Annotated in this window: 28 protein-coding genes; 12 read left to right on the top strand and 16 right to left on the bottom strand. The window is 60.4% G+C overall.

Annotated elements, in window-relative coordinates:
• Positions 1-60: 60 nt before the first annotated feature.
• The 3 genes from H9C73_RS08715 to djlA are packed head-to-tail and all read left to right on the top strand — an operon-like array spanning position 61 to position 2,606.
• Positions 61-1,095 (top strand): aminoglycoside phosphotransferase family protein, encoded by a 1,035-nt coding sequence (locus tag H9C73_RS08715; RefSeq protein WP_209287435.1) that lies wholly within the window; start codon positions 61-63, stop codon positions 1,093-1,095.
• 5 nt (positions 1,096-1,100) lie between these two features.
• Positions 1,101-1,778, top strand: a complete 678-nt coding sequence (murU, locus tag H9C73_RS08710) for an N-acetylmuramate alpha-1-phosphate uridylyltransferase MurU (protein WP_236014187.1) — start codon at positions 1,101-1,103, stop codon at positions 1,776-1,778.
• Between the two features lie 9 nt (positions 1,779-1,787).
• Entirely contained in the window at positions 1,788-2,606 is an 819-nt protein-coding gene (gene djlA, locus H9C73_RS08705) for a co-chaperone DjlA (protein WP_209287433.1), read from the top strand.
• Positions 2,607-2,610: 4 nt separating this feature from the next.
• On the opposite strand, the gene H9C73_RS08700 is transcribed toward djlA, so the two are convergent.
• On the bottom strand, positions 2,611-3,642 hold the full coding sequence (locus tag H9C73_RS08700; protein ID WP_209287432.1) for a DUF3530 family protein: 1,032 nt from the start codon (positions 3,640-3,642) through the stop codon (positions 2,611-2,613).
• 101 nt (positions 3,643-3,743) lie between these two features.
• Here H9C73_RS08700 and rpe point away from each other — a divergent pair, with 101 nt between their 5' ends.
• The 3 genes from rpe to H9C73_RS08685 all read left to right on the top strand — a co-directional run bounded on the left by rpe (position 3,744) and on the right by H9C73_RS08685 (position 5,800).
• On the top strand, positions 3,744-4,418 hold the full coding sequence (gene rpe, locus H9C73_RS08695) for a ribulose-phosphate 3-epimerase (protein WP_209287431.1): 675 nt from the start codon (positions 3,744-3,746) through the stop codon (positions 4,416-4,418).
• A complete protein-coding gene (locus tag H9C73_RS08690) occupies positions 4,418-5,098 on the top strand; it encodes a phosphoglycolate phosphatase (protein ID WP_209287430.1) in 681 nt (226 codons plus the stop codon). Before rpe ends, H9C73_RS08690 begins: the two co-directional genes overlap by 1 nt.
• Before the next feature lie 114 nt (positions 5,099-5,212).
• The gene (locus H9C73_RS08685; protein ID WP_209287429.1) at positions 5,213-5,800 is read left to right on the top strand and encodes a hypothetical protein; all 588 of its coding nucleotides are present in this window, start codon (positions 5,213-5,215) and stop codon (positions 5,798-5,800) included.
• A gap of 89 nt (positions 5,801-5,889) precedes the next feature.
• On the opposite strand, the gene gatB is transcribed toward H9C73_RS08685, so the two are convergent.
• Genes gatB through gatC form a run of 3 tightly spaced genes read right to left on the bottom strand, consistent with a single transcriptional unit; the run spans position 5,890 to position 9,119 of the window.
• Positions 5,890-7,344 (bottom strand): Asp-tRNA(Asn)/Glu-tRNA(Gln) amidotransferase subunit GatB, encoded by a 1,455-nt coding sequence (gene gatB, locus H9C73_RS08680; RefSeq protein WP_209287428.1) that lies wholly within the window; start codon positions 7,342-7,344, stop codon positions 5,890-5,892.
• Positions 7,345-7,346: 2 nt separating this feature from the next.
• The gene (gatA, locus tag H9C73_RS08675; RefSeq protein ID WP_209287427.1) at positions 7,347-8,804 is read right to left on the bottom strand and encodes an Asp-tRNA(Asn)/Glu-tRNA(Gln) amidotransferase subunit GatA; all 1,458 of its coding nucleotides are present in this window, start codon (positions 8,802-8,804) and stop codon (positions 7,347-7,349) included.
• A gap of 27 nt (positions 8,805-8,831) precedes the next feature.
• Entirely contained in the window at positions 8,832-9,119 is a 288-nt protein-coding gene (gene gatC, locus H9C73_RS08670) for an Asp-tRNA(Asn)/Glu-tRNA(Gln) amidotransferase subunit GatC (protein ID WP_209287426.1), read from the bottom strand.
• Between the two features lie 200 nt (positions 9,120-9,319).
• Here gatC and H9C73_RS08665 point away from each other — a divergent pair, with 200 nt between their 5' ends.
• The 6 genes from H9C73_RS08665 (at position 9,320) to H9C73_RS08640 (ending at position 17,452) form a co-directional block, all read left to right on the top strand.
• On the top strand, positions 9,320-10,357 hold the full coding sequence (locus tag H9C73_RS08665) for a rod shape-determining protein (RefSeq protein WP_209287425.1): 1,038 nt from the start codon (positions 9,320-9,322) through the stop codon (positions 10,355-10,357).
• A 74-nt stretch (positions 10,358-10,431) separates the two neighbouring features.
• Positions 10,432-11,286 carry a rod shape-determining protein MreC gene (gene mreC, locus H9C73_RS08660; RefSeq protein WP_209287473.1) on the top strand — a complete coding sequence of 285 codons (855 nt, stop codon included), beginning with the start codon at positions 10,432-10,434 and terminating at the stop codon, positions 11,284-11,286.
• The gene (gene mreD, locus H9C73_RS08655; protein WP_209287424.1) at positions 11,279-11,767 is read left to right on the top strand and encodes a rod shape-determining protein MreD; all 489 of its coding nucleotides are present in this window, start codon (positions 11,279-11,281) and stop codon (positions 11,765-11,767) included. The genes mreC and mreD overlap by 8 nt, the downstream gene beginning before the upstream one ends.
• Before the next feature lie 6 nt (positions 11,768-11,773).
• Complete coding sequence (locus tag H9C73_RS08650; RefSeq protein ID WP_209287423.1) at positions 11,774-12,361, top strand: Maf family protein; 588 nt, start codon at positions 11,774-11,776, stop codon at positions 12,359-12,361.
• A 23-nt stretch (positions 12,362-12,384) separates the two neighbouring features.
• Positions 12,385-13,854 carry a ribonuclease G gene (rng, locus tag H9C73_RS08645; protein WP_209287422.1) on the top strand — a complete coding sequence of 490 codons (1,470 nt, stop codon included), beginning with the start codon at positions 12,385-12,387 and terminating at the stop codon, positions 13,852-13,854.
• Between the two features lie 13 nt (positions 13,855-13,867).
• Entirely contained in the window at positions 13,868-17,452 is a 3,585-nt protein-coding gene (locus H9C73_RS08640) for a YhdP family phospholipid transporter (RefSeq protein ID WP_209287421.1), read from the top strand.
• Positions 17,453-17,461: 9 nt separating this feature from the next.
• Here the strand turns inward: H9C73_RS08640 and yjgA are convergent, their stop codons facing one another.
• Genes yjgA through H9C73_RS08580 form a run of 12 tightly spaced genes read right to left on the bottom strand, consistent with a single transcriptional unit; the run spans position 17,462 to position 26,216 of the window.
• Complete coding sequence (gene yjgA / locus H9C73_RS08635) at positions 17,462-17,980, bottom strand: ribosome biogenesis factor YjgA (RefSeq protein ID WP_209287420.1); 519 nt, start codon at positions 17,978-17,980, stop codon at positions 17,462-17,464.
• 11 nt (positions 17,981-17,991) lie between these two features.
• Positions 17,992-19,341, bottom strand: coding sequence for a magnesium transporter (mgtE, locus tag H9C73_RS08630; RefSeq protein WP_209287419.1), 1,350 nt, complete (start codon positions 19,339-19,341; stop codon positions 17,992-17,994).
• A 37-nt stretch (positions 19,342-19,378) separates the two neighbouring features.
• Entirely contained in the window at positions 19,379-19,648 is a 270-nt protein-coding gene (locus H9C73_RS08625) for an HPr family phosphocarrier protein (protein WP_209287418.1), read from the bottom strand.
• Positions 19,649-19,654: 6 nt separating this feature from the next.
• The gene (gene rapZ, locus H9C73_RS08620) at positions 19,655-20,527 is read right to left on the bottom strand and encodes an RNase adapter RapZ (protein ID WP_209287417.1); all 873 of its coding nucleotides are present in this window, start codon (positions 20,525-20,527) and stop codon (positions 19,655-19,657) included.
• A 4-nt stretch (positions 20,528-20,531) separates the two neighbouring features.
• On the bottom strand, positions 20,532-20,993 hold the full coding sequence (locus tag H9C73_RS08615; RefSeq protein ID WP_209287416.1) for a PTS sugar transporter subunit IIA: 462 nt from the start codon (positions 20,991-20,993) through the stop codon (positions 20,532-20,534).
• Between the two features lie 21 nt (positions 20,994-21,014).
• Entirely contained in the window at positions 21,015-21,305 is a 291-nt protein-coding gene (gene hpf / locus H9C73_RS08610) for a ribosome hibernation-promoting factor, HPF/YfiA family (protein ID WP_209287415.1), read from the bottom strand.
• A gap of 52 nt (positions 21,306-21,357) precedes the next feature.
• Positions 21,358-22,857 (bottom strand): RNA polymerase factor sigma-54, encoded by a 1,500-nt coding sequence (locus tag H9C73_RS08605; RefSeq protein ID WP_209287414.1) that lies wholly within the window; start codon positions 22,855-22,857, stop codon positions 21,358-21,360.
• Between the two features lie 47 nt (positions 22,858-22,904).
• Positions 22,905-23,642 (bottom strand): LPS export ABC transporter ATP-binding protein, encoded by a 738-nt coding sequence (gene lptB / locus H9C73_RS08600; protein WP_209287413.1) that lies wholly within the window; start codon positions 23,640-23,642, stop codon positions 22,905-22,907.
• Complete coding sequence (gene lptA, locus H9C73_RS08595) at positions 23,642-24,148, bottom strand: lipopolysaccharide transport periplasmic protein LptA (protein ID WP_209287412.1); 507 nt, start codon at positions 24,146-24,148, stop codon at positions 23,642-23,644. Before lptA ends, lptB begins: the two co-directional genes overlap by 1 nt.
• Positions 24,138-24,704, bottom strand: a complete 567-nt coding sequence (lptC, locus tag H9C73_RS08590) for an LPS export ABC transporter periplasmic protein LptC (RefSeq protein WP_209287411.1) — start codon at positions 24,702-24,704, stop codon at positions 24,138-24,140. Before lptC ends, lptA begins: the two co-directional genes overlap by 11 nt.
• Positions 24,698-25,243 (bottom strand): KdsC family phosphatase, encoded by a 546-nt coding sequence (locus H9C73_RS08585; protein ID WP_209287410.1) that lies wholly within the window; start codon positions 25,241-25,243, stop codon positions 24,698-24,700. The genes lptC and H9C73_RS08585 overlap by 7 nt, the downstream gene beginning before the upstream one ends.
• 1 nt (position 25,244) lies before the next feature.
• Entirely contained in the window at positions 25,245-26,216 is a 972-nt protein-coding gene (locus H9C73_RS08580; RefSeq protein WP_209287409.1) for a KpsF/GutQ family sugar-phosphate isomerase, read from the bottom strand.
• Positions 26,217-26,371: the final 155 nt, after the last annotated feature.

Raw genomic sequence — 26,371 nt, 5'->3', positions numbered from 1 at the left:
CCATATCGAACCATGCATGATAAAGCATTCACAACTTCAAGTGCTAGAGGATAAGGGCGAATGGGGCAACGGCTGCAACAGCTTTCTTTGTGGGTACAACAGCAGGCTGCCGATCAGGATGTAAAACTGAATCAGAAACTGGTGCCTGTTTCGGGTGATGCGAGCTTTCGGCGCTATTTTCGGGCGACCGGTGAAGAGGGCAACTGGATCGCCGTGGATGCACCGCCCGAGCATGAAGATTGCGCCCCTTTCGTTGCCATTGCGCAGGGCTGGCTGGCGCAGGGGGTGCGTGTTCCCCGCGTGATTGCCAGCGATCTGGAGCACGGGTTCATGCTGCTGGAGGACTTTGGCGACGATCTGTTGCTGCCGGCACTGGACGCATCCAGTGTCGAGCAACATTACGCCCGTGCGTTTGAGTTGCTGCGTCAAATCCAGCGCACCACCAACCCTCAGCTGCCGCCTTACGAGCCGGTCATGCTGGCCAACGAGATGGCCCTGTTTCCGGAATGGTTCCTGACCCGTTTTCTGGGGCTGGAGTTGTCCGATGAAGAATACCGTCTGCTGGGGCTGGTCGGGCGACTGCTGATTGAGTCGGCACGGGCTCAGCCTCAGGTAAGCGTGCACCGTGACTATCATTCACGCAACCTGATGGTGCTGGAAGATGGCGAGCTGGGCACGATCGATTTTCAGGATGCCGTGCAGGGGCCGGTCACCTACGATCTGGTTTCACTGTTGCGTGACTGCTATATCGACTGGCCGGATGAACAGGTGCGTTTCTGGGTGGAAGCCTTCCGTCAGAGGCTGCGCAAGGATGGGGTGGATGTGGCTGAACAGGCGCTGTTCCAGCAGCAGTTCGACCTGATGGGTATGCAACGCCATATCAAAGTGCTGGGGATCTTCAGCAGGCTCTGGCTGCGCGATGGCAAGGAAGGGTATCTGGATGATCTGCCCCGGACGCTGATGTACCTCTATCGCGCGTCGGCACGCTATGAGGAACTGGATACGTTCACCCGCTGGCTGGAGCAGCGAGTTATTCCTGCTTTTGAGGCCCACCCGCGCTTTGCCGGTACCCTGCAGAAGGGGACATTGCAGTGAAAGCGATGATCCTGGCGGCTGGACTGGGGACCCGCATGCGTCCACTGACGCTGACGACTCCCAAGCCCTTGCTGCAGGCAGGCGGCAAATGCCTGATCGAGTACCACATCGAGCGCCTGGTGGCCGCTGGAGTCCGCGATCTGGTGATCAATCACGCCTGGCTGGGCGAACAGATCGAAGCCTTTCTGGGGGCGGGCGAGCGGTATGGCGCGCGTATCCAGTATTCGGCTGAGCAGGAGCCTCTGGAAACGGGGGGCGGCATCCGCAAGGCGCTGCCCCTGTTATGTGACCGGGGCGAGGAGCCGTTTATCGTGATCAACGGCGACCTGTTCAGCACCCATCCTCTGGAAACCCTGCTGAATGTGAGGCCGCCTGCCGGCGGTGCCCATCTGGTGCTGACCGAAAACCCCGAATGGCATCCGGAGGGTGACTTTGCGCTTAACGCCGAGGGGAGCGTCAGCGAGTCCGGGCCGGTCAGGCTGACCTTTTCCGGCATCAGCGTGATGACACCCGCGCTGTTTGAAGGAGTGGACAGCGAAAACTTTGCACTGGCACCCCTGCTGCGTGAAAAAATGCGGCACAACCGGATCAGCGGGGAGCGGCTTCAGGGCTACTGGGAAGATGTCGGGACCCCGGAACGGCTGGCCAATCTGGACCGCCTGTTGCGGGCCGGTTCAATCTGAGGAGAGCATATGGAATCCCTGTTGGGGCAATTGAAGCGCTATCGCACAGGTCTGGTGGTGGGCGGGCTGATTGGGCTGATGTCCGGTGGGCCAATGGGACTGTTGCTGGGGGGCGCGGTCGGTTTCCTGATTCAGCGCGGGCTGAGCCGAAAACTGAAGGACTATAACCCGCAACAGCTTTTTTTTCGCGCGACCTTCTGTGTCATGGGCAAGTTGGCCAAGGCGGACGGGCGCGTGTCCGAGCAGGAGATCGCCTTCGCCCGTGAGGTGATGACCCGTATGGGGTTGGGCGAAGTGCGCCGCCGTGAAGCGATCGACTGTTTCACGGAGGGCAAGGCGGAAGGGTTTGAGGTCGCGACGGTCCTACGTCCGCTCTCGATCGTGCTGCGCAACCGCTCCGCCGTAAAGCTGATGTTCGTGGAAATCCAGCTGCAGGCGGCCATGGCCGATGGCGAGATCAGCGCGGCCGAGCAGGCCGTTCTGCAGCAGGTCTTCACACAACTGCAGTTTACGCCGCGTGAGGTCGAGCTGTTGATGTCACGCATGCGCGCAGAGCAATCGTTCCGAGAGCATTCTTGGCAGGGGCATGCGCACCCCGGTGCCGACTCGGCGAGCCTGCTCAGCGATGCCTACGGCGTGTTGGGTGTCAGCCCTGAGGCCAGCGATGCGGAGGTCAAGAAGGCCTGGCGCAAACTGATGAGTCAGCACCATCCGGACAAACTGATGGCCAAGGGGGTACCCGAAGACATGGTGCAGCTGGCGAAAGAAAAGACCCAGGAAATTCAGGCCGCATACGACCGCATCAAGGCGGCCCGGAATATGCGCTGAGCTCTCAGATTGAGTCCGGCCTGCCGGCTGGTCGGGAGCCGGGGGGCTGGGGGGGTGACAGGTCAGGCTGCTTCAGCTCCTGCAGCGGCGTCAGCTGTTCCTGAAATACGCGCTCCAGAATGCCTCTGACCTGGCGTGTCAGCCAGGGCATGTCAGTCTGCCAGCCCCTGAAAACACCCGGCAGGCGGCTCTGGTGGTACTGAGCCATGCCCAGTCGGCGAGCCAGCAGGCGCCGTTGCTGCGCATCGGGCTCTGCATTCGGGTATCCGGGCAGGGGGTGGTAGTACAGGTCCACCACCTTGCGCTGGTCCAGCTTTTCCAGCAATGACTCCAGCGCTTCAGGTGCCTGTCGGGCCGGGCGGGGGTTAAGCATCACCAGGCTGATATCCTCCCCCTGAGACAACGCAAACTGAGCTGCCCAGCTGGCACTGCTGCCGATCCCCATTACCAGTTTCTGCTTGCCACTGCCGCGCTGCTCAAGCTCAGCCCATGCGCTCTGGAGCCGGTTGTTCAGGCGGTCCGGGTAGGGAGGTTCAGTTACAGGGTCTTCCGTGCTGTTGCCTTCGTTTGGTGCAGCGTCCTCAGAGGCAGCAGGCGGTGCGGCAGGGGGTGCGTCCGCTGCCGGAGGGGGCTCGCCTTGGCCTCCCGTTAGCCGCTTCATGACCGGCAGCGTTCGCTCGGGCAGTGCGGGGTCCGGTGGGGCCGGAGGCTGTGCAATCAGTACATTCCAGCCATGCTCGGGCAGGTAGTCGATAAGGGCCCGGGTCTGTTCCAGCCAGGCATCCGCAACGCCGGTGTCGGGTAATAAAAGCAGGTTGCCCTTGGCGGTGGGCGCCATCGCCGGTCGGAACAGAAGTGAAAACCGGTCTGAGCCGGTGTCCAGTTGCAGCAGTTCGTAGCTGGTGTCCAGCGTTTGCAGCAATTGTTCTTCCGGCGTCATGACACCAGCCGCTGTCCGCGAGGCGTCATCGGCCGCCTGGGCGAGCGTGACCGTCAGCAGAGCGGGGAGAATGAATGAGTGGGCAAGCATGCGCATGAGCCGATTATCGGCCTAAGTGATCAGCGCCGCAAGCACAGCTGAATCCATCGGCAGCCTTGGGTACAATAGGCGCATTGTTAACCATTAAATGAGTTCCCATGGCCGACTTCAAGATTGCTCCTTCCATTCTCTCTGCCGATTTTGCCCGACTGGGTGAAGAAGTTGAAACGGTGCTGGCCGCCGGTGCCGATATCGTTCACTTTGATGTGATGGATAACCACTACGTGCCCAATCTGACCATCGGTCCGATGGTGTGTAAAGCACTGCGTGACTACGGCATCGAAGCGCCGATCGACGCCCACCTGATGGTCAAGCCGGTGGATCACATGATCAGCGAGTTCATCAAGGCTGGCGCAAGCTACATCACTTTCCACCCCGAAGCATCCGAGCATATCGATCGCTCCCTGCAGATGATTCGGGATGGCGGCTGCAAGTCCGGCCTGGTGTTCAACCCGGCGACGCCGTTGCATTACCTGGACCATGTGATGGACAAGATCGACATGATTCTGCTCATGTCGGTGAACCCCGGCTTTGGAGGTCAGAAGTTTATTCCCTCCACACTGACCAAGCTGCGCGACGTGCGCCAGCGCATTGATGAGAGCGGCTTTGATATCCGCCTGGAAGTGGACGGTGGTGTCGGGGTTGGCAACATCGCCGAGATCGCAGCGGCGGGTGCGGACACCTTTGTGGCCGGTTCTGCCATCTTCAATACCGATGACTATGCCGCGACCATCGCTCAGATGCGGGCTGAACTGGCCAAGGTGTCCAGCTGATGCGTCGCCTGTTCAACGGTGAGCTGCCCGCCTGTGTCATCTTTGATCTGGATGGCACTCTGGTGGACAGTGCACTGGATCTGACCGCGGCTGTGGATAACATGTTGCAGGCGCTGGGGCGTGAGCCTGCGGGCGAGAGCCGGGTGCGCCAGTGGGTGGGTAACGGAGCACCCATGCTGGTCAAACGTGCCCTGACCGGAGAGATGTACCCGAATGATGAGGCGCTTGAGCCCGCGCTTTTTCAGGCGGCGTTCGAGGTCTTTCTGGCGGCGTATGCGCAAAGCAATGGCCGCTATGCCCGGCTTTATCCGGGCGTTGAAGAGCTGTTGATCCACCTGCAGCAGGCCGGTGTGCCCCTGGCGGTGGTCACCAACAAGCCGATGGCCTTTACCACGCCGCTGCTCAAGGCGATGAAAATCGATGGGTATTTCGAGCAGGTGCTGGGCGGCGACAGCCTGCCGGTGAAAAAGCCGGACCCCTTGCCCCTGCAGACCGTGATGGAAGGCTTTGGCAGCAGCCCCGAACGGTCTCTGATGCTGGGAGACTCGCGCAACGACGTAGATGCCGCTCGTGCGGCGGGTTGCCCGGTGATCTGTGTCAGCTATGGCTACAACCACGGTGAGCCGGTGGACGCCTGTGCGCCGGACCGGGTAGTGGACAGTTTTGCCGAGTTGCTGTGAAAGGGTATGGAATACCTGGCAGCTCAATGCTGGTTGTTGCCCGCTGCCTGTGACGGGGCCCGGGCACAAAAGGGCTGTTTCACCCAAACATGAGGAAAAAAGGAGTACGGTCCAATGCGCTGGTTCGTCACGTTTTTGCTGGCCATGGCTGTTCTGGGCTGTACAAGCTATCCACTGGGACTTGATGAAGACAGTTGGCGTGAGCTGTCGCCTCAGCAAAAGCTTGAGGCGAGCCAAAAGCAGGCAGAGTTGGATCAGGCGCGAGACCTCAGACTGGCACGAGAAGCTGAAGCACGCGCTGAGGCTGCCCGTGAGGAGGCTAACAGATTGATGTTGCTGCGGCAGCAGGCGAAATACGGTGAGCGTGTCCAGTGTGTGCTTGAGCCGATCAGTCATCATCGCTCAGGGGAATGGAGGAGACTCGAGCCGACCGCACTGGATCTGGTGTCAGGTGTGCCGGTGGAGGTCGAGTTCTACGAGCCGGGGCGTGCATCACGAGCCCGTGAGGCTGTTGCCCGATTTGATGGCCAGCGCGTGCAAATCTGCCCCGGTGAATATGCCGCTCGGTATCGCTCAGAGGCCTGTATCATTGCTGTTGGTCATTATCGAGACTATCACCGTGGCATGCGGCGTCAGATCGATTCAGAAGGATTTCTCAAGGGGCAGTTGGACTGCAGTTTCGTTGGGCGCGAGCCTCATTGATGCTTCAAGCTCGTTTGCTAAAGGCGTAACTGAAAAGGCCGGTCACCATAATGGAGACCGGCCTTCGGTGTCTGGCTCGTCCAGCGGTATCAATCGCAGAGCGCATCCAGTTTCTGTTTCAGAATACCGGTGACGGCGCCCGGGTTGGCCTTGCCGCCGGTGGCCTTCATCACCTGGCCCATGAAGAAGCCGATCATCTTGCCGCGCTTCTCCGGTTCAGCCGCCTTGTACTGATCAACCTGTTTGGTGCAGCTGGCGATCACGTCATCGACGATTTTTTCGATGGCGCCGGTGTCGGTCACCTGCTTGAGACCCTCGGCTTCGATGATCTCGTCAGCGCTGCCGCCCTTGCTCCACATGATCTCGAACACCTTCTTGGCGATGTTGCCGGAGATGGTGTTGTCCTTGATACGGACCAGCAGCCCGCCCAGCTGTTCGGCCGACACCGGACTCTGTTTGATGTCGGTATCGTTCTGGTTCAGATACTTGGCCAGCTCGCCCATCACCCAGTTGGCAGACAGCTTGGCATCACCGGACAGCTTGACGACCTGCTCGTAGTAGTCGGCCTGGGCGCTGTACCCCGACAGCACGCCTGCGTCATATTCAGACAGGTTGTACTCGCTCATGAAGCGGTCGCGGCGAGCATCCGGCAGTTCCGGCAGGGTCTTGCGGATCGCCTCGATATAGCTGTCGTCGATCACCACCGGCAGCAGGTCCGGGCAGGGGAAGTAACGGTAATCGTTGGCTTCTTCCTTGGAGCGCATGCTGCGGGTTTCGTTCTTGTCCGGATCGTACAGGCGTGTTTCCTGCACCACGGTGCCGCCGTCCTCGATCAGGTCGATCTGGCGTGCCACTTCGGTGTCGATGGCGCGCTCGATGAAGCGGAAGGAGTTGATGTTCTTCAGCTCGGTGCGGGTGCCCAGTTTCTCTTCGCCTTTCGGGCGCACGGACACGTTACAGTCACAGCGCATGGAGCCTTCGGCCATGTTGCCGTCACAGATGCCCAGCGTGGTCACAATCGCGTGAATCTTGCGCGCGTAGGCCGCCGCTTCCCTGGAGGAACGCATGTCCGGCTCGGACACGATCTCCACCAGCGGGGTGCCGGCACGGTTCAGGTCGATGCCGGACATGCCGTGGAAGTCTTCGTGCAGGGATTTGCCCGCGTCCTCTTCCAGGTGGGCATGGTGCAGGCGAACGCGACGCTGAACCCCTTCTTCGGTTTCGATATCAACATAGCCGGGGCCAACGATCGGCTCGGCCAGCTGGGTCGTCTGGTAGCCCTTGGGCAGGTCCGGATAGAAGTAGTTCTTGCGCTCAAACACGGAGCGTTTGCCGATCTCGGCGTTCACGGCCAGACCGAACATCACCGCCATGCGCAGCGCGTTCTCGTTGAATACCGGCAGGGTGCCCGGCAGCGCCAGGTCGACGGCACAGGCCTGAGTATTGGGCTCGGCACCGAAGGCGGTGCTGGCGCCGGAGAAAATCTTGGTTTTGGTGGCAAGCTGGACGTGGATCTCCAGCCCGATAACAACTTCCCATTCCATGATTACACCTCCACTCCGGCCGGGATCTGTTTATGCCAGTCAGTTGCCTGCTGGAACTGGTGAGCGATGTTGAGCAGCTTGGCTTCGGCGAAGTAGTTGCCGATGATCTGCAGTCCCACCGGCAGTCCCTGAGTCTGGCCACAGGGCACTGAAATGCCGGGCAGACCTGCCAGGTTCAGTGACAGGGTGAAGATATCTTCCATGTACATGGAAACCGGATCGCTGCTCTTTTCGCCCAGCTTGAATGCCGGGTGCGGCGTAGTCGGGCCCATGATCACATCCACATCATTCAGCGCGGCGATGAAGTCCTGCTGGATCATGCGACGGATCTGCTGGGCCTTGCGGTAGTAGGCATCGTAATAGCCGGCCGACAGGGCGTAGGTGCCCACCATGATGCGGCGCTTGACCTCGGGGCCGAAGCCTTCACCGCGGCTGCGTTTGTACAGGTCTTCCAGATCGACCGGGTCGGCACAGCGGTAGCCGTAGCGCACGCCATCAAAACGGGACAGGTTGGAAGAGGCTTCGGCCGGCGCAATGATGTAGTAGGCCGGGATGGACAGCTCGGTGTTGGGCAGGCTGACCTCTTTCACGGTCGCGCCCAGCTTCTCGAACTCCGTCACGGCGTTGCGCACCTGCTCGGCAATGCCGGCATCCAGCGTATCGGAGAAGTACTCCTTGGGCAGGCCGATTTTCAGGCCGCTCAGCGGCTGGTTCAGGTCGGCGGTGTAGTCTTCGGTATCGCGCTCGGCACTGGTGGAGTCCAGCGCATCAAAACCGGCCATGGCGTTGAGGATCATGGCGCAGTCTTCGGCGGTCCGGGCCATGGGGCCGGCCTGATCCAGTGAGGAGGCGAAAGCGATCATGCCGTAGCGGGAGACACGTCCGTAGGTCGGCTTGAGACCGGTGATGCCGCACAGGGCCGCGGGCTGACGGATGGAGCCGCCGGTGTCGGAGCCGGTGGCTGCAGGCGTCAGACGGGCGGCAACAGCTGCCGCCGAACCGCCGGAGGAACCGCCGGGTACGCGCTCGGTGTCCCAGGGGTTACGGGCCGGGCCGTAAAAGCTGCTCTCGTTGGAAGAGCCCATGGCGAATTCGTCCATGTTCAGCTTGCCCAGCATCACCGTGCCGGCGTTTTTCAGGCGGTTGACGATGGTGGCATCGTAGGGCGACACAAAGTTGTCCAGCATTTTGGACGCGCTGGAGGTGCGCACACCCTGAGTACAGAACAGGTCCTTGTGCGCGATGGGCAGGCCGCAGAGTGCGCCTGCGTTGCCGGCGGCGCGAGCCTCGTCGGCGGCTTTTGCCTGCGCCAGCGCCTGCTCTTCGGTCAGCGTGATAAACGCATTGTACTGGCTGTTGAGGTTCCCGATGCGCTGCAGGTAGGCCTGCGCCAGTTCGGTGCTGCTGAAGTCGCCGCGCTCAAGCCCCTGGGCCAGCTCGGCAAGTGTCTTGTCAAACATGCGTGTGTCCTTGAACCTGAGGGCGGATTACTCGATAACCTTGGGTACCAGAAAGAGGCCTTCTTCAGTGGCCGGTGCCACCGCCTGAAGGGCGTCGCGCTGGTTGGGCTCGGTCACCACGTCGGCACGCAGGCGCTGTACCGCGTCCAGCGGGTGAGCCAGCGGCTCCACGCCATCGGTGTTGGTGGCCTGCATCTGGTCTACCAGCCCCAGAATGCTGTTGAGAGATTGGCCGTAGCTGTCGATATCGGTCGCATCAATCTGCAGTCGCGCCAGATGAGCTATCTGTTCCACGTCGGATCGGTCCAGTGACATAGGTCCGCTTCTCGCTTTGATCAGTCTGTCCGCTTAAGGGTGGCTGAACGCCGGAAGCCCCGCAGCAGTTGATTTTGGAAAGGGTGAATGGCGCATAAGATAGCATGTTTGTACCTTGCTCAAAATCCCTGCCGTTGTTAGAGTTGTTTGCTTTCAGAATAGCCGCCACTCCGGCCAATCTCAGGGTATCTACAGTCAGCATGTTCAAGAAAATTAGAGGCCTGTTCTCAAGTGACCTTTCCATCGATCTGGGAACAGCCAACACACTGATCTACGTTCGTGATCGTGACATCGTTCTGGATGAGCCTTCAGTTGTGGCCATTCGGGTGAATGGCAATCAGAAATCCGTTGCCGCCGTGGGCTCCGATGCCAAGCGCATGCTGGGCCGTACGCCGGGCAACATCACGGCCATCCGACCGATGAAGGACGGCGTCATCGCCGACTTCCATGTCACCGAGAAGATGCTGCAGTACTTCATCAGCAAGGTGCACGATAACAGCTTCATGACGCCCAGCCCGCGTGTGCTGGTATGCGTACCCTGCAAGTCCACTCAGGTGGAGCGCCGTGCGATCAAGGAATCGGCGATCGGTGCCGGTGCCCGTGAGGTGTACCTGATTGAAGAGCCCATGGCAGCTGCCATCGGTGCCGGACTGCCGGTCGAGGAAGCCAGTGGCTCCATGGTGGTGGATATTGGTGGCGGTACTACCGAAATTGCGGTGATCTCTCTGAACGGTATCGTCTATGCCGAATCCGTTCGCGTCGGCGGTGACCGCTTCGACGAGGCGATTGTGACCTACGTGCGTCGCAACTACGGCAGTCTCATCGGTGATGCCACGGCAGAGCGCATCAAGCAGGAGATCGGCTCGGCCTACCCGTCAAGCGATATTCTGGAAATCGATGTGCGCGGTCGTAACCTCGCAGAGGGGATTCCGCGCAGCTTTACCCTCAACAGCAACGAAATTCTCGAAGCGCTGCAGGAGCCTCTGTCGGCAATTGTACAGTCGGTCAAGAGCGCGCTGGAACAGTGCCCGCCGGAGCTGGCAGCCGACATCGCCGAGCACGGTATCGTGCTGACCGGCGGGGGCGCTCTGCTGCGCAATATCGACCGTCTGGTCAGCGAAGAGACCGGCCTGCCGGTGATCGTGGCCGAAGATCCGCTCACCTGTGTGGCCCGTGGCGGTGGCAAGGCGCTGGAGATGCTGGACAAGCAGTCGTTTGAACTCCTCACATACGAGTAAGGCCATGCAGCTCAGGCTGTTTTTGACTGAATGCGGTCATGGATGCTGCCCGTGGGGCGAACAGGGGGTGAGGTATTAAACCGATCTTCCGGGGCGGACGCCCGCGACGACTGTTTCTGTTACTGACCCTGCTGGCACTGCTCCTGATCGTGGCTGACTTGAACTGGCCGCGCATGAAAGAGGGCCGTGCCTGGCTGTCGCTGGTGGTGACGCCGCTGCAGTGGGTGGTGGATATCCCGGCGCGCGTGGCGGACAGCCTTTCGGGCGTGGTTGTCGACCGAGCCAGCCTGGTGCGCGAGAACGAAGCGCTGAAGTCCGAAGCTCTGGTGCTCGAACGCAAGGTGCAGCAGATGGCGGCGCTGACCGCCGAAAATATTCGTCTGCGTGAGCTGCTGGCGGCGGATGCGCGGCTGGACCCCGAAACCCGGATGGTCGAGCTGATCGGCGTCAACCCGGATCCTTTCCAGCATCAGGTGATTCTCAATCAGGGAATTGAAGACGGCGTTTTCGTGGGCCAGCCCGTGCTTGATGCCGGTGGCGTGATGGGGCAAGTGGTCAACCTGTCGCACTACACCAGCCGGGTCATGCTGATTACGGATGCACGCTCCGCTGTCCCGGTTGAGGTCAATCGCAACGGTTTTCGTGGCATCGCCCTCGGCAAGGGGGTGCTGGGTGAGCTGGAACTGGAACATATTCCGGATACGGCAGACATTCGTCAGGGCGACCTGCTGGTGACCTCGGGACTGGGTGGGCGTTTTCCGCGCGGTTACCCGGTGGCACGGGTGACAGAAGTCGTTCGCGACCCCGGGCGCCCTTTCAAATTGATCAAGGCAGAACCGACAGCACGTCTGGATCGCAGCCGCTATCTGTTGCTGGTGGAATACCGCTCCGAGCTGTCACGGGTGCTGGCAGAGCCGCCACATGAATGAGGAATCCCGCGGCGGAGGCATGATCATCTTTGCCACCTTTATGGTCGGCATGGTCCTGAGTCAGATGCCGCTGCCGGATCTGCTGGTCTGGGCGCGCCCCGAGTGGGTGGTGCTGATCCTGATCTATTGGGTGATGGCCCTGCCGCACCGTGTCGGCATGGGCAGTGCCTTCCTGATCGGAGTGCTGCTGGACGTGGTGAGAGGTAGCGTGCTGGGTTTGAGTGCGCTCTCGCTGACATTGATCGCCTTCCTGGTGCTGCTGTTGTACAAGCGCCTGCGCATGTTCCCGCTGTGGCAGCAGTCCTTCATGGTGCTGGTGCTGGTCGGGATCAACCAGCTGCTGTTTCACTGGATGCAGGGCATCACCGGCACCACGGGGAGTTCGCTGCTGTTCCTGCTGCCCTCCGTGGTCAGTGCGCTGGTCTGGCCCTGGCTGTTTCTGCTGTTGCGAGCCGTTCGTCACACTTTCTACCTCAGCTGAGTGCTTATGTCGTCCCTGATTCTTGCGTCTGCTTCTCCTCGTCGCCGTGAGCTGCTTGAGCAGATCGGCGTTGCCTTTACCTCTGTCCCCGTTGATATCGATGAAACGCCCGCCCCGAATGAGCCGGCTGCTGAATACGTCGCCCGTTTGGCGCTGGAAAAGGCGCGTGCCTGTCAGCAGTTGCGGGGCGAAGGGCCGGTATATCTGGGGTCGGATACCACGGTGACGCTGGATGGGCATATTCTGGGCAAGCCCGCGGATGAAGAGGGGGCGGTGAGCATGCTGATGCACCTGTCAGGCCGTCAGCACCAGGTGATGACGTCGGTCGCGCTGGTACAGGGGGCGCATGAAGCCGTTGAGACGGTGGTAACCGACGTGAGCTTTCGCGCGCTGGACGAAGCCATCTGTCGTCGCTACTGGCACACCGGCGAGCCACAGGACAAGGCGGGTGCCTATGGTATTCAGGGCATGGGCGCCGTATTTGTCAGCCGTATGGAAGGCAGTTACTCTGCAGTTGTCGGTCTGCCATTGATGGAGACCGCGCAGTTGCTGGAGTCGTTCGGCGTTCCCGTCTGGCATGCCCCCGCAACCTAACAAGTTTTCAAGAGGACGATTGGATGGGTGAGGAAATCCTGATCAACTTCACACCGATGGAAACGCGTGTGGCAGTGATCGAAAACGGCATGCCCCAGGAAATTTACGTCGAGCGTGCCAAGCGCCGCGGTATCGTTGGCAATATTTATCAGGGCAAGGTGGTACGTGTGCTGCCCGGCATGCAGGCGGCCTTTGTGGATATCGGTCTGGAGCGCGCGGCCTTTATTCATGTGGATGAGGTGGTGGACCAGAGCCTGCCGACGGATCAGCGCAACGCGACTTCCATTGCGCATGTGCTGCGAGAAGGGCAGTCGCTTTTGGTTCAGGTGACCAAGGACCCGATCGGCACCAAGGGCGCTCGACTGACGACCCACATTTCCATTCCCTCACGCTACCTTGTGCTGATGCCCGGCAGCAGCCATATCGGCGTATCCCAGCGTATCGAAGACGGTACCGAGCGCGAGCGTTTGCGCACCCTGATGCAGACCCTGATTCCGGAAGATGCCGAGCAGCCGGAGTGGGGGGTGATTCTGCGTACCGTGGCCGAAGGCGTGACCGAAGTGGAGCTGGAGTCGGATCTGCAGTTCCTGCGGCGTTTGTGGGAGTCCATCCGGGTCAAGATCAAGCAGGTGAAGGCGCCGGCTATCGTGTATGAAGACCTGCCGCTGAACATGCGTGCACTCAGGGATATGGCCCATGCCGGTGTCGAGCGTATCCGTATCGACTCGCGTGAAACCTTCCAGCGTGCCAGCGAATTTGTAAAGGCGCTGGTGCCGGAGATCGAAAACAAGCTGGAGTACTACCCCGGTGAACGCCCCATCTTCGATATGTTCAATGTCGAAGAGGAGATGCAGAAGGCCCTGGGGCGCAAGGTGGAATTGAAGTCGGGTGGCTACCTGATCTTTGACCAGACCGAAGCGATGACCACCGTGGATGTGAATACGGGGGCTTTCGTTGGACACCGCAATCTGGAAGAGACGATCTTCAAGACCAACCTGGAAGCGGCCACGGCGATTGGTCGTCAGCTCAGGCTGCGCAACCTGGGCGGTATCATCATCATCGACTTCATCGATATGGAAGACTCCGACCATCAGCGCCAGGTGCTGCGGACACTGGAGCGCGTGCTGGAGAAGGATCATGCCAAGTGCAAGGTCACCGGCGTGTCGGAACTCGGTCTGGTGGAGATGACCCGCAAGCGGACGCGGGAAAGTCTGGAGCAGGTACTGTGTGAGCCCTGCAGCCACTGTCAGGGACGCGGTTCACTGAAAACCCCCGAAACCGTCTGCTATGAGATCTTCCGGGAAATCCTGCGGCAGCACCGAGCCTACGATACCGAGACCTATCTGGTTCTGGCCGCGCAGTCCGTGGTGGACCATCTGCTGGACGAAGTGTCCGATCATGTGGCAGAGCTGGAAGACTTTATCGGCAAGACGGTGCGCTTCCAGGTAGAGCCGCTCTACACACCGGAGCAGTTTGATGTTGTCCTGCGGTAAGACGGAGTAACCGATGCGCCGCCACCTCAGCCGTGCCTGGTGGGCCAGTATAGTTGTTCTGCTGTTGTTGGCACTGCTGCTGACGGCTGCACGGCTGGCGCTGCACAACATCGACCGATTCAGGCCTGCACTGCAGGACTACCTGTCCCGGAAGCTGGGCGTTGAGCTCAGCATCGATCAGTTGCAGGGGCACTGGAGTCGTGCGCTTCCGGTGGTGCAGATCTCGGGTATTCGCATGCGGGTGGGCGCCGAACACGGCCCTGAGGGGTATCTGGCGGTGGATGACCTGCTGCTGCGCTTCGACCCTTTCCGGTCTCTGTTCAGAGGCACTCCCATTTTCGAGCATTTTGAAGCGCGAGGCGTGGTGGGGCGCTGGCATCAGCGGGATGGGGCCTGGCTGCATCGTCCCGGTGCATCGCCACGCCAGCCCGAGTCGGGCATGAGTGATGCCGGCTGGCGGGCGCTTTCCGGGCTCCTGCTCAGTCAGCCCTACGCATTGATCGCGGATGTGGAGCTTCTGCTGATACCCGAGCAGGGCGGCCCTGTCGTGATTACGCCGGCGGACCTTGAACTGGAAAACACTCGGCGGGAGCATCGACTGAGCGGCTCTTTCCGAATGCCGCAGCTGGGTGACAGCACCGCTCTTTCGTTCGTGCTGGAAACCGGTGAGCTGGGCCAGCAGGACCCGCTGGCGGCCCATTACAGGGGGTATGTGGATATCCGCAACCTCGGGCCGCAACTGGCACAACTCTTGTGGCCCGAATGGCAATTGACTGCACTGGATGCGGACAGCCGGATCTGGGTGGATATCGGGCAGCGTCAGCTGCTTGCTGCTCAGGCAGAGCTGAACGTGAATCAGTTGCAGGTCGGCCACCAGGCCTTGCCTGTCCCCGAAACACTGGCAACCCGCCTCAGTATTCAACCCTGGAACGATCAGTATCAACTGCAGATCAATGATCTGACACTGACCCACGGTGAGCAGGTGCTGAGCCTCCCGCGCCTGCTTCTGAACGCACCCTTGCAACCTCGGCTGCCTGATGCCTTTGAGCTGGGGGTGGCGTCGCTTGATCTGAGTGCGGCAGCTGACTGGCTCAGAGCCGCAGGCGGTACGGAAAGTCCATTGGCGCGTGTACTGGAGCAGCTCGCGCCTGAAGGTGCCCTGCATAACCTGCAAGTTACCCGAAAGCCCGGTCAGCCCTTGCAGGATCTTGAGTTGATCGCGGATGTGGAAGATGCCGGCGTTGAAGCCTGGCATGGCGCACCGGCGCTGGAAGGGGTGTCCGGTCGGCTGCGAGCGGACCGACACGGGGGGGAGATTGATCTGGTCAGTCGGCAGTTTGGCATGCACTTTCCCAGGCTCTACCCGGACAAGTGGCGCTATACCCATGCCAGCGGTCGGGTCCGCTGGCAGCTGAGCCAGCAGGGGGTGCATGTCAGCAGCGAACGCTTACAGCTCAAGGATCAGGCCGTGCAGGCCTCGGGCCGCTTCAGTATTGATCTGCCGTTTGATCGGGAGCAGCAGTCCGAACTGATTCTGATGATTGGCATGACCGACAGTGATGGGCTCAAGGCTCCGGTCTATACGCCTGAACGTGAAGTCGGGGCCGGGCTGCATCGCTGGCTGAAAGGAGCCATTCGATCCGGACGCCTCAAACAGGGTGGTTTGGTGTTGCGGACGGGTACCCGTCAGCTGGATACCCCGCGACGCCCCGTGGTACAGCTGTTCTTTGATATCGAGGATGCCGCGCTGGCCTATCAGGAAGGCTGGCCTCAGATCGAGCAGGCAGACCTGTTCGTAATGGTGCGGGATGCAGGGGTGGCGATCAATATCGACCAGGGGCAATTGCTGGATACACGCATCGATTCGGGTTGGGCCTATCTGGCACCGGGCAGTCGGACACTGCAGATTGAAGCCCTGCTGCAGGGACCGGCGGACGACGTTGACCATGTGTTGAAGCGTACCCCGCTGGCAGATGCGCTGGGCCCGGCCATTCAGAGCTGGCAGCTGGCAGAGGGTAGCAGCACCTTGCACCTTGGGCTGGGGGTTCCGCTTGAGGCTGACAAGGTGCCGGAGGTCAGGGTGGCCGCTCAACTGGACGGCGCCGTGCTCCGTTCCGAATCGGCGGGTATTCAGGTGACGAATCTGCAGGGCGGGCTGGAGTATCAGACCGGTGTGGGCCTGTCTTCCGATCAGCTCAATGGCATCTTCCTGCGTCAGCCGGTGACGGCACAGATAGAGCCGTCCAGTCGGGGACACCAGATACATCTGATTGGCCGGACCGGGATATCCGACCTGGATCGCTGGCTGGATAGCGCGGGTCTGACGTTTGCCAGCGGTGACCTCAACTGGCAGGGGGAATTGACGCTCTGTGGTGAGGATGCGTGCAATCGCCTGGAACTGAGTTCGGACCTTCAAGGGGTCGAACTGTCGCTGCCGGGACGGTTGTCCAAGCCGGCCTCGGTCCCGGCGCCCTTGTCACTGGGATTTGAGCTGACACCCGAGCTGAACCTGCAGAAGGGGATGCTGCAGTTGCCGGTACAGGGCATGGCGTCACCCATGCAGGTCTCACTCTCCACACCCGAGCAGACCTTGCAGGTGGGGCTGCAACATGAATGGGTTGCCGGTACGCTGAAATTGCCGCCCGGTGCGCCCATTGGTGTCGACCTGGAGCATCTTCAGCTGGACCTGCTGCGTGCGCCGGAAAAGGATGCCGGAACGGGCGCTACCCCTGCTGAAGCCAAGGATCCACACTATTCCGGCATGCTGGAAGCGGCACGAGTGCCGGACCTGAATCTGCGCGTGGCCCACCTTGAACTGGGCGAAAAGCCGTTGGGAGACTGGCGTTTCCAGCTAAGACCGGATGACGACGGGTTGAGAGTGACGGGGCTGGAAGCCCATCTGGAGCAGCTTATCCTGAGAGGCGAAGCGAACTGGCACCAGCGGCAGGAAAGCCCTCAGACGGCGCTGACGCTGAAGCTGGCAGCAGATGATATAGGGCGGCTGCTTCAGCAGTGGGGCTACGGACGTATCATGGAAACCCGAGAGGTCACCGGTACTCTGCAACTGGACTGGCCGGGCGCGCCCTGGGATTTTGCGCTGGGCAATCTGGGAGGCGAGTTTCTGTTTGAGACCGGCCAGACACGCCTGATTGAAACCGCCGACAGCAGCAACCTGCTGAGGGTGTTTGGCATTCTCAACTTCAATTCACTGGCGCGACGGTTGCGGCTGGACTTCAGTGACCTGCTGCAAAAGGGCATCAGCTTCGATGCGATACGCGGCGATTACCGGCTCAAGGGTGGTGTTGCCGTTACACGCTCGCCGCTGGTACTGGAAGGGCCTTCGGCCGACATGCGCCTGACGGGTCAGGTCGATCTGACTCAGGAGCAGCTGGACCAGGAAGTGGAAGTGACGCTGCCATTGAGCAGCAACGCACCTTTTGCGGCCATCCTGCTGGGAGCACCGCAGGTGGCCGGAGCCGCCTTTGTGATCGATAAGCTGATCGGCGACAAGCTCCAGCGCTTCAGTACGCTCAAGTACACCCTGAAAGGCCATTGGGATGACCCGGAGATGAAGCTCCAGCCACCGGCGACGGAATAAGAGTCAAACTCAGAGGTCGTTCAGCTCTCGGATGTAGCGAAACAGCTTGCGAGCATGGGTTGGCGATTGCTCTCGGGCACGTTCGCGCTGGGCGTTGCGTACCAGCTGCCTCAGATGCTGGATATCCGCATTGGGGTGGCTTTCGATAAATGCCTGCAAGGCCTCGTTACCCTCCTCAATCAGGCGCTCACGCCAGCGCTCCATATCATGGAACAGCTGGTTGTGCAGCGCGCTGGCCGAGTCGAAGCGATCCACCACTGCCCGGATTGCCTCGGCGTCCGCATCCCGCATCAACTTGCCGATGTACTGCATGTGGCGGCGCTTGGCGCCATTGGCGCGAATGCGGCCATACTCCTCGATGGCAGCACGCAAGCGATCGTCGATGGGGAGCTTGGCCTGCTGGTCCGGGCGCAGTTCGGTCATGCGCTTGCCCAGTGCCTGCAGCTCTTCGGCTTCACGCTTGAGCTGGGACTTGCTGGGGCCCAGGTCGCCCTGTTCATTGTGGAAATCGTCGTTCTCAGTGTTCATGTTCAGTCTCGTCAGGCAAAAAACAGGGTTGCCAGCCCCAGAAAAGCGAAAAAGCCGATCACGTCCGTGATGGTCGTCAGCAGCACACTGCCAGCCAGTGCCGGGTCGATGCCCAGTGACTTGAGTACCATGGGCAGCAGTGTACCCGCCATGGCGCCGGCCACCAGATTGATCACGATGGCCAGTGCGATGACAACGCCCACGGTTGTATCCTGAAACCAGATGATCGCCACGATGGCCACGATCAGCGCCCACAGCAGCCCATTCAAAAGGCCAACCACCAGCTCACGGTTAAACAGCCAGCCGATATTGGAGCGTTCCACGTGTCCCAGCGCCTGACCGCGAATCACCAGGGTCAGGGTCTGGCTGCCGGCGATGCCGCCCATGGAGGCTACAATCGGCATCAGTACGGCCAGCGCCACCACCTTGTCCAGTGTAGCCTCGAACAGGCCGATCACTGCAGAAGCGATGAAGGCCGTGATCAGGTTAATGCCGAGCCAGACCGCACGACGGCGTGTGGTTTTGAAGATCGGGGCAAAGGTGTCCTCATCCTCGTCCAGACCGGCCATGCTCATGAGCGAGTGGTCGGCGTCTTCACGGATAACGTCGACCACGTCGTCAATGGTGATACGCCCAAGCAGTTGGCCTTCTTCATCGACGACAGGGGCTGACAGCAGGTCAAGCTGCTCAAACAGCCGAGCCACGTCTTCATCCGGCATGTCGGCCGTGATCGCATCCACGTCCGTATTCATGATCTCGCGCACCAGCACGTCCGGGTCGGTGGTGAGCAGGCGAGTCAGAGGCAGAACGCCGATATAGGAGCCCTTTCGGCTGACCACAAACAGGGTATCGGTGGTCTCCGGAATCTCCTTGTGACGTCTGAGGTAGCGCAGCACGGTTTCCGCGGTGATGTCCGGGCGGATGGTCACCGTATCGGTGTTCATCAGGCCGCCGGCCGTATCCTCGGGGTAGGAGAGGACCTGCTCCACGCGCGACCGGTTTTCCTGGTCCATGATCTGCAGCAGCTCTTTCATCACCCGGTCGGGGAGCTGCTGCAGAATGTCAGCCATGTCGTCTGTTTCCAGCGACTCCGTAATCGCCAGTACCTCAGTGGCTTCCATGCGGCTGAGGATTTCGGCCTGAGCATCATCGCCCAGGTATTGCAGGACTTCCCCTTCCAGCTCCTGGTTCAGCAGGTTCCACAGAATCTGGCGCTCACGCGGCGGTGTTTTTTCCAGCAGGTGTGCCACTTCAACGGGCTTGAGGCCCTTGTTCAGCATGAAGCGAAGCTGCTGCAGCTCGCCGACTTCGAGGGCGGCGCTGAGCGTTTCCAGGTTGGAAGGTTGGTCCTGCTGGCTCATGGGGTGTCCCGGTTGGCTGGTGGAGGCGGGAACCGGTTTATTCGGCTTCGTCGAAGCGGTTGTTGATCAGCGCTTCAAGTGCATCGAGGGCATGCTGCTCATCCTCACCCTGAATGCGCAACTCAATTTCAGTACCCTTGCTGGCCGCCAGCATCATGACGGACATGATACTCTTGCCATCGATCTCGCGATCGTCGCGAGCAATACGAATATCGGATTCGAACTGGTTGGCCGTGGTTACGAGCTTGGCCGCTGCGCGTGCGTGCAGGCCAAGTTTGTTGATGATGATGAGTCGCTTTTCAACCATGGGTGTTCAGTCCGACGCTGGCTGTCTCAGTTCCCTGTGCAATACCTGAACATTATCCATAAGCGTACGGAAATGGCCAGCCAGCTGCTCGGTCACGTAGACCGATCGGTGCTGTCCGCCGGTACAGCCGATCCCGACGGTAATGTAGCTGCGGTTATTGGCACGGAAGCGGGGCAGCCATTTTTCAACAAAGGCCTGTATGTCCTGCACCATTTCCGTGACGTCCTCGGAGCCTGACAGGAAGTCGATCACGGCCTGATCTCGCCCGGTGTACTGTCGCAGTTCCGGTACCCAGTAGGGGTTGGGCAGGGAGCGGACATCAAAGGTGAAGTCCACGTCGAGCGGAACACCGTGCTTGAAGCCGAAGGATTCAAACTGCAGTGACAGGGTTTGCTCGGTACGGCCGGCCACTCTGAGCTTGACCTCGTCACGCAACTCGTAGAGCGACAGGCGCGTGGTATCGATGCGCAGGTCCGCCTGGTTGGCGATGGGCTCAAGCAGCTGGTGTTCGGTGCGGATCGAGTCCTGAAGCCCCTGACTGTTATCACTGAGCGGGTGCCGTCGACGGGTTGCGTTGTAGCGCCGCAGCAGCGTTGCTTCACCCGCATCCAGAAACAGGGTCTCGATGCTCAGGTCATCCAGCTGGCGCAGCTGGTGCATGATCTCGGGAAACTGCTGCAGGTTGCTGGGCTGGTTGCGTGCGTCGATACTGACGGCGATCTTGTCCAGCGGGCGGTCATCCTTCAGCATCAGCCGTATCAGGTCGGGTAGCAACAGTGCCGGCAGGTTATCGATGCAGTAAAAGCCCACATCCTCCAGTACCTGAAGTGCAGTGCTCTTGCCAGAGCCTGAGCGGCCGCTCAAAACGACCAGACGCATGGGCTTACTGCTCCCGGCAGAGCTGCTGTACCCGGTCCAACAGATCATCGGAGCTGTTGCAGGCACGCAGGGATTCGCGGGTTTCGGAATGATTGAACAGTTCGGCCAGGCCCGCCAGTGTCTGCAGGTGCTCTTCGGCCCCTTCTTCGGGGACCAGCAGCAGGCAGACCAGATCGACCGGTCGATTATCGATGGCATCAAAGTCGATGGGTGCGGACAGTGTCATCAGCAGCCCGACGGCCTTGTGGACGCCAGCCATGCGGCAATGAGGAATGGCAACGCCTTCACCGATACCGGTGCTGCCAAGGCGCTCGCGATTGATCAGGCCGCTGAAGATCTCTTCAGCGGCCGGGCCATCCAACTGCTCGGCAATTGTCTGGCTGGCGAGTTCCAGGGCTCGCTTTTTGCTGACCACATCAACGTGGCAGAGTGTGCGGGATGGGGTCAGCAGTTCTGATAGTTGCATGTCGTGACGTGCTGCTACCGGTTATTTATGGGATTTCATTTTTTCTTTGTGCTTGATGATCTGACGATCAAGCTTGTCGACCATGCCGTCAATGGCTGCATACATGTCGTCATGCTCATGAGCGGCAAAGACCTCACCACCGGCAAGGTGGATGTTGGCTTCAGACTTCTGGCGCTGTTTCTCTACGCTGAGGGTGACCTGTGCATTGGTGATGTTGTCAAAGTGACGCTCCAGACGGTCGAACTTGGTACGAACATAGTCGTTCAGGGCATCGGTCAGTTCGACATGGTGGCCAGTGATGTTGATCTGCATAGGTTTTTCTCCTTCTCATAGGGGTGCAGCTGTAGCACCGCCTTCACTCTCATTAAACCAGACGCTTGCGCTCATTAGAAGGCGGAATGTTCATTGCCTCCCGATATTTTGCAACGGTGCGACGGGCGACATTGATTCCCTGTTCCTTGAGCAGCTGAGCAATCTTGTTGTCGCTCAGCGGTTTGGCCGCATTTTCGCCACTGACCAGCTTTTTGATCAGGGCGCGGATGGCGGTGGAGGAAGCGGCGCCGCCATCCGAGGTGCCTACGTGGCTGGAGAAAAAGTACTTCAGCTCAAAAATGCCACGGGGGGTGTGCATGAACTTCTGTGTGGTGACGCGCGAGATGGTGGACTCGTGCATGTCCACGGCTTCCGCAATGTCGTGCAGTACCATGGGTTTCATGCCTTCTTCGCCTTCCTCGAAGAAGTCGATCTGCCGTGCCACGATCTCGGTCGCGACCTTGAGCAGGGTTTCGTTGCGGCTGGCCAGGCTTTTCAGGAACCAGCGCGCTTCCTGCAGGTGGTTCTTGAGATAGGTGTTGTCGGCGCTGTTGTCCGCACGGCGAACCATCTCCGCATACTGACTGTTGATCTTCAGCTTGGGCGACGCCTCCTGATTGAGACTCACGTTCCACTGTCCGTGCTGCTTGCGCACAATGACATCGGGAATGACATACTGTGCCGCGTCCGGGCTGATGATGCCGCCCGGCTTGGGGTTCAGGCTCTGAATCAGGGTGATCACCTGCTGCAGGTCCGTTTCCTTGAGTCGCATGCGGCGCATCAGGGTGCGGTAGTCATGGCTGCCCAGCAGATTCAGATGGTCGCGCACCAGGCGGATGGCCGTGTTGCGCAGGGGCGTGTCTTCAGGCAGTTGCTGCAGTTGCAACTGCAGGCACTCGTTCAGGTTGCGAGCGCAGACGCCGGTCGGATCGAACTGCTGCAGGCGGTGCAGGACCGCTTCGATTTCGGCCAGCTCGGCATCGCCAAAGGTGTCGGGTTGCTGCTGCTGAAAGTGCTCCAGCAGGTCCTCGGTACTGGTCGTGAGGTAGCCGTCGTTGTCGACCGAATCGATGATGGCCAGCGCAATCTGATAGTCGTCGTCACTCATCGGGGTCAGGTTGAGCTGCCAGAGCAGGTGGTCCTGCAGGCTGTCCTCGACGGTGTCGTTGTCGCCGGGTGTCCAGTCATCATCACGAGTCGGCGCAGGCGCCGGCTGATGCTGGAAGGTGTCGTCCCAGCTGCTGTCGGTGGTCAGCTCGGCAGGGATCTGCTCATTCCAGTGGTCATCAGGCTGGTCATCGCTCCAGTTGTCGTCCTGATCTGAAGCGTTTTCACTCGTTTCGTTACTGCTGGCGCTCTCCCGGCTGTCCGCTTCGGCTTCGGCACCGGTGTCGTGCTCCTCATCGGCTTCCAGCAGGGGGTTGCTGTCCAGTGCTTCCTGAATCTCCTGTTGCAGATCCAGTGACGAAAGCTGAAGCAGACGAATAGCCTGCTGCAGCTGTGGCGTCATGGTCAGCTGTTGGCCAATCTTGAGTTGTAGTGACTGCTTCATATGCGAACTGCCAATTGGACTGCTTGGAGAACCTGTGGATACATGGCCTAAAGAGAGAACTGTTCGCCCAGATAGGCTTGCCGTACCTGGCGGTCAGCAAGAATGACATCCGGCGTGCCCTGCGCAAGGATGCCGCCTTCACTGACGATATAGGCTTGCTCACAGATATCAAGGGTCTCGCGCACGTTATGGTCAGTGATCAGTATGCCAATACCGCGTGACTGAAGGTGGCGGATGGTCTGCTTGATATCGTTGACCGAAATCGGGTCTACGCCGGCAAAGGGCTCATCCAGCAGGATGAAGTCCGGCTCGGTGGCCAGCGCACGGGCAATTTCAACGCGTCGGCGTTCGCCGCCGGAAAGGGCCATGCCAAGGCTGTCGCGCAAGTGCGTAATATGAAACTCTTCCAGCAGCTCTTCAAGCAGGGTTTTGCGCTGTTGCGCGCTCAACTCCGGACGCGTTTCCAGAATGGCCATCAGGTTGTCACGCACGCTGAGCTTGCGGAACACCGAGGCCTCCTGCGGCAGGTAGCCGATGCCACGGCGGGCGCGCTCATGCATGGGCAGGCGTGTCAGATCATCTTCATTGATGCGTATCTGGCCGTGATCTGCCTGAATCAGGCCGACAATCATGTAGAAACAGGTGGTTTTGCCGGCGCCGTTAGGCCCCAGCAGGCCCACGATCTGGCCGCTGTCGACCTGCAGGGAAACATCGCGCACGACTTCGCGTCCCTTGTAGCTTTTGGCCAGTTGAAGGGCTTCAAGACGCTTGGTTGTTGCTGTCATCAGTTACTGTCCGTCCGCGGCTGAATCACCATGCGTACACGTTCACCGTCTTCGCTGTTGCTGCCGAAGGCATTCACGATTGCCTTGTCCATGTTGTAGACGATGCGCTCGCCGGTAAAGGTGTCCTGTCCCTGATCGACACGTGCCGATTCGGTGATGGTGACTTCCTGCTGGGTGACGCGATAATCCATGCGCTTGCCATAGGCGCGTGTCAGGGGTGCGTCGGCCTGGGGCCGCTGCTGGAATTCAGCCGGCGAGCCGGTGGAGATGATACGTTCGACGCCGGCATCGTTGCGGTGCAGCTCAACACGCGCGCCCTTGATCAGCATGCTGCCCTGCTGAATTTCCACACGTCCGGTGTAGACGGTGACACCGGTGCGCTCGTTGATGCTGGCCCGGTCTGCACTGACACTGATGGGCTGGTTGCGGTCATCCGGAAGGGCGTATGAAAAGCCCGGCAGGCAGAGCAGCAGTGCCAGCCAGAATCCGCGTCGTTTATGGTGCATGGTAAAGGCCCTTTACATCCGATAGCAGTTCGATCCGCTGTTCCTTGAAATATACATCCATGCCGAGTGCCTCGGTGGTGTCCTGACCGCGCTGAATCAATACGCTCTGGTCGGTGTGGGCCCTGTCTTCCGAGGGGAAGAGTGTGAGCCGCTCGGTGCTGAGCTTAATCGCGGATCCGGAGTGGGGATTATCGTGAAGCAGTACGTTGCCTGCAAGCTCTACCTGCTGGTGTGAGTCAGGGACGCGGCCGGTATCCGCTCGCAGTCGATAGGGCGCCGTGCCGCTTTGCGCCGGTACCTGTACTTCGGGGGCGTCAAGGCGGGTCAGGCTCTGGTCCATCAGGTGGTGCATGCCTTGGGTCTGGATTCGATGCGCTTCAGCTCCGTTATCCTGCCAGCGGGTTACTTCGGCCTGGACCACAAAAAAGTCGATCCGCTCTCCGCTGGTGCTTTCGATTGGCGCCCTGGTGCGGTCGGATGAGCCCCAGCCCCACCAGATCAGCGGCGGGGTCAGCAGAGCGGCCGTGACCAGAAGTCGCCAGCGCTGGGTCAGCATCCACGGTACTCCGCGTACAGGTCGTCCAGTTTATCCTGCGCTGCCAGAATCAGTTCACAGAACTCCCGGGCTGCACCCTGGCCGCCGGCCGCCTGACTGCACCAGTCGGCCTCGCGCCGAACCAGCGGGTGTCCATTGGGCACCGTTGCACCAAAGGCAGAATGAATAATGGCAGACAGGTCGGGCAGGTCATCACCGATGTAAGCGGTCTGTTCGGCGTTGTGGCCGCTCTGTTCCCAGAGTTCACGCAGGGCGGTCAGCTTGTCTTCACGGCCCTGGCGCAGATAGGTAATGCCGAGTGCTTCGGCTCGCTGCTCCACCTGAGGGGAGCGGCGCCCGGTAATGATGGCGGTTTCAATGCCGCAGCGCTGCAACAGTTTGATGCCAAGCCCGTCCAGGGTGTGGAAGCTTTTGACCTCGCGACCATCGGCCAGAAAGTTCAGTCGACCATCGGTCAGGATGCCGTCCACGTCGAAGACAGCCAGGCGGATGGATTTCAGTGCGGCACGCAGTTGTGGCGTGAGTGATTCCAGTTGCATATCAGATTACCCCCGCCTTGAGCATGTCATGCATGTTGAGCGCACCCACCGGGCGGCTCTGTTCGTCGACCACCAGCAGGGCGTTGATCTTGCGTGCCTGCATCAGACTCAGGGCTTCAGCCGCCAGCTGCCCGGGAGGCACGCTGGTGCCGCCGGGGGTCATCACCTCGGTGATGGGAGTGCTGGTCAGGTCCAGCCCCTGGTCGAGTGTGCGTCGCAAGTCACCATCGGTGAAAATGCCCAGCAGTTTGCCGTCGGCATCGGTGACTGCTGTCATGCCCAGGTGTTTGCGGGTCATCTCCAGCAGGGCTTCGCGTACCGGTGTGTTGGTGTCAACGCGGGGGATCTCGTCCCCGGTATGCATGATGTCATCTACCTTGAGCAGCAGTCGGCGCCCAAGGCTGCCACCCGGGTGGGAGAAGGCAAAGTCTTCGCTGCTGAAACCGCGGGCTTCCAGCAGGGCGATCGCCAGTGCATCACCCAGTACCAGCTGAGCCGTAGTGCTTGATGTGGGTGCGAGCCCAAGCGGGCAGGCTTCGCGGTCCACCGGGATGTGCAGGCCGATATCTGCGCTGCGTGCCAGAGTCGAGTCTGCGTTGGCCGTAATGCTGATCAGCGGGGCGCCCATGCGCTTGATCAGTGGCAGAATGGTGACGACTTCTGCAGTCTCGCCCGAGTTGGACAGGGCCAGAACAACATCGTCACCGGTAAACATGCCCAGGTCCCCGTGGCTGGCTTCGCCCGGGTGCACGAAAAATGACGGGGTGCCGGTGCTGGCCAGGGTGGCTGCAATCTTGTTGCCGATATGACCCGATTTGCCCATGCCCGTCACGATGATGCGGCCGCGACAGGCGAACATCAGTTCACAGGCCTGGGTGAAAGCCCCGTCCAGGTGATTAAGCAGTTCCTGAACAGCCTCCAGTTCGAGCTGAATCGTCCGGCGGCCGGACGTCAGGTAGTCGGTAGCAGTCATGCAGGTGTGTCCGTCTCAGAATTGGCTCAAATAACTGTCTAGTTTACCCCATTGTCGGGCGGAGCACGAACCGTGACAGGTGCCCGGGTTGAATTCACGTTTGCGCGGGATGATGGTATATTGCCCAGTCATTTTTGCCCGGCTGAATGCGGGGC

Source organism: Marinobacterium alkalitolerans, from assembly GCF_017776525.1.
Lineage (GTDB): Bacteria > Pseudomonadota > Gammaproteobacteria > Pseudomonadales > Balneatricaceae > Marinobacterium > Marinobacterium alkalitolerans.
This window is presented reverse-complemented; position numbering and strand designations above follow the sequence as displayed.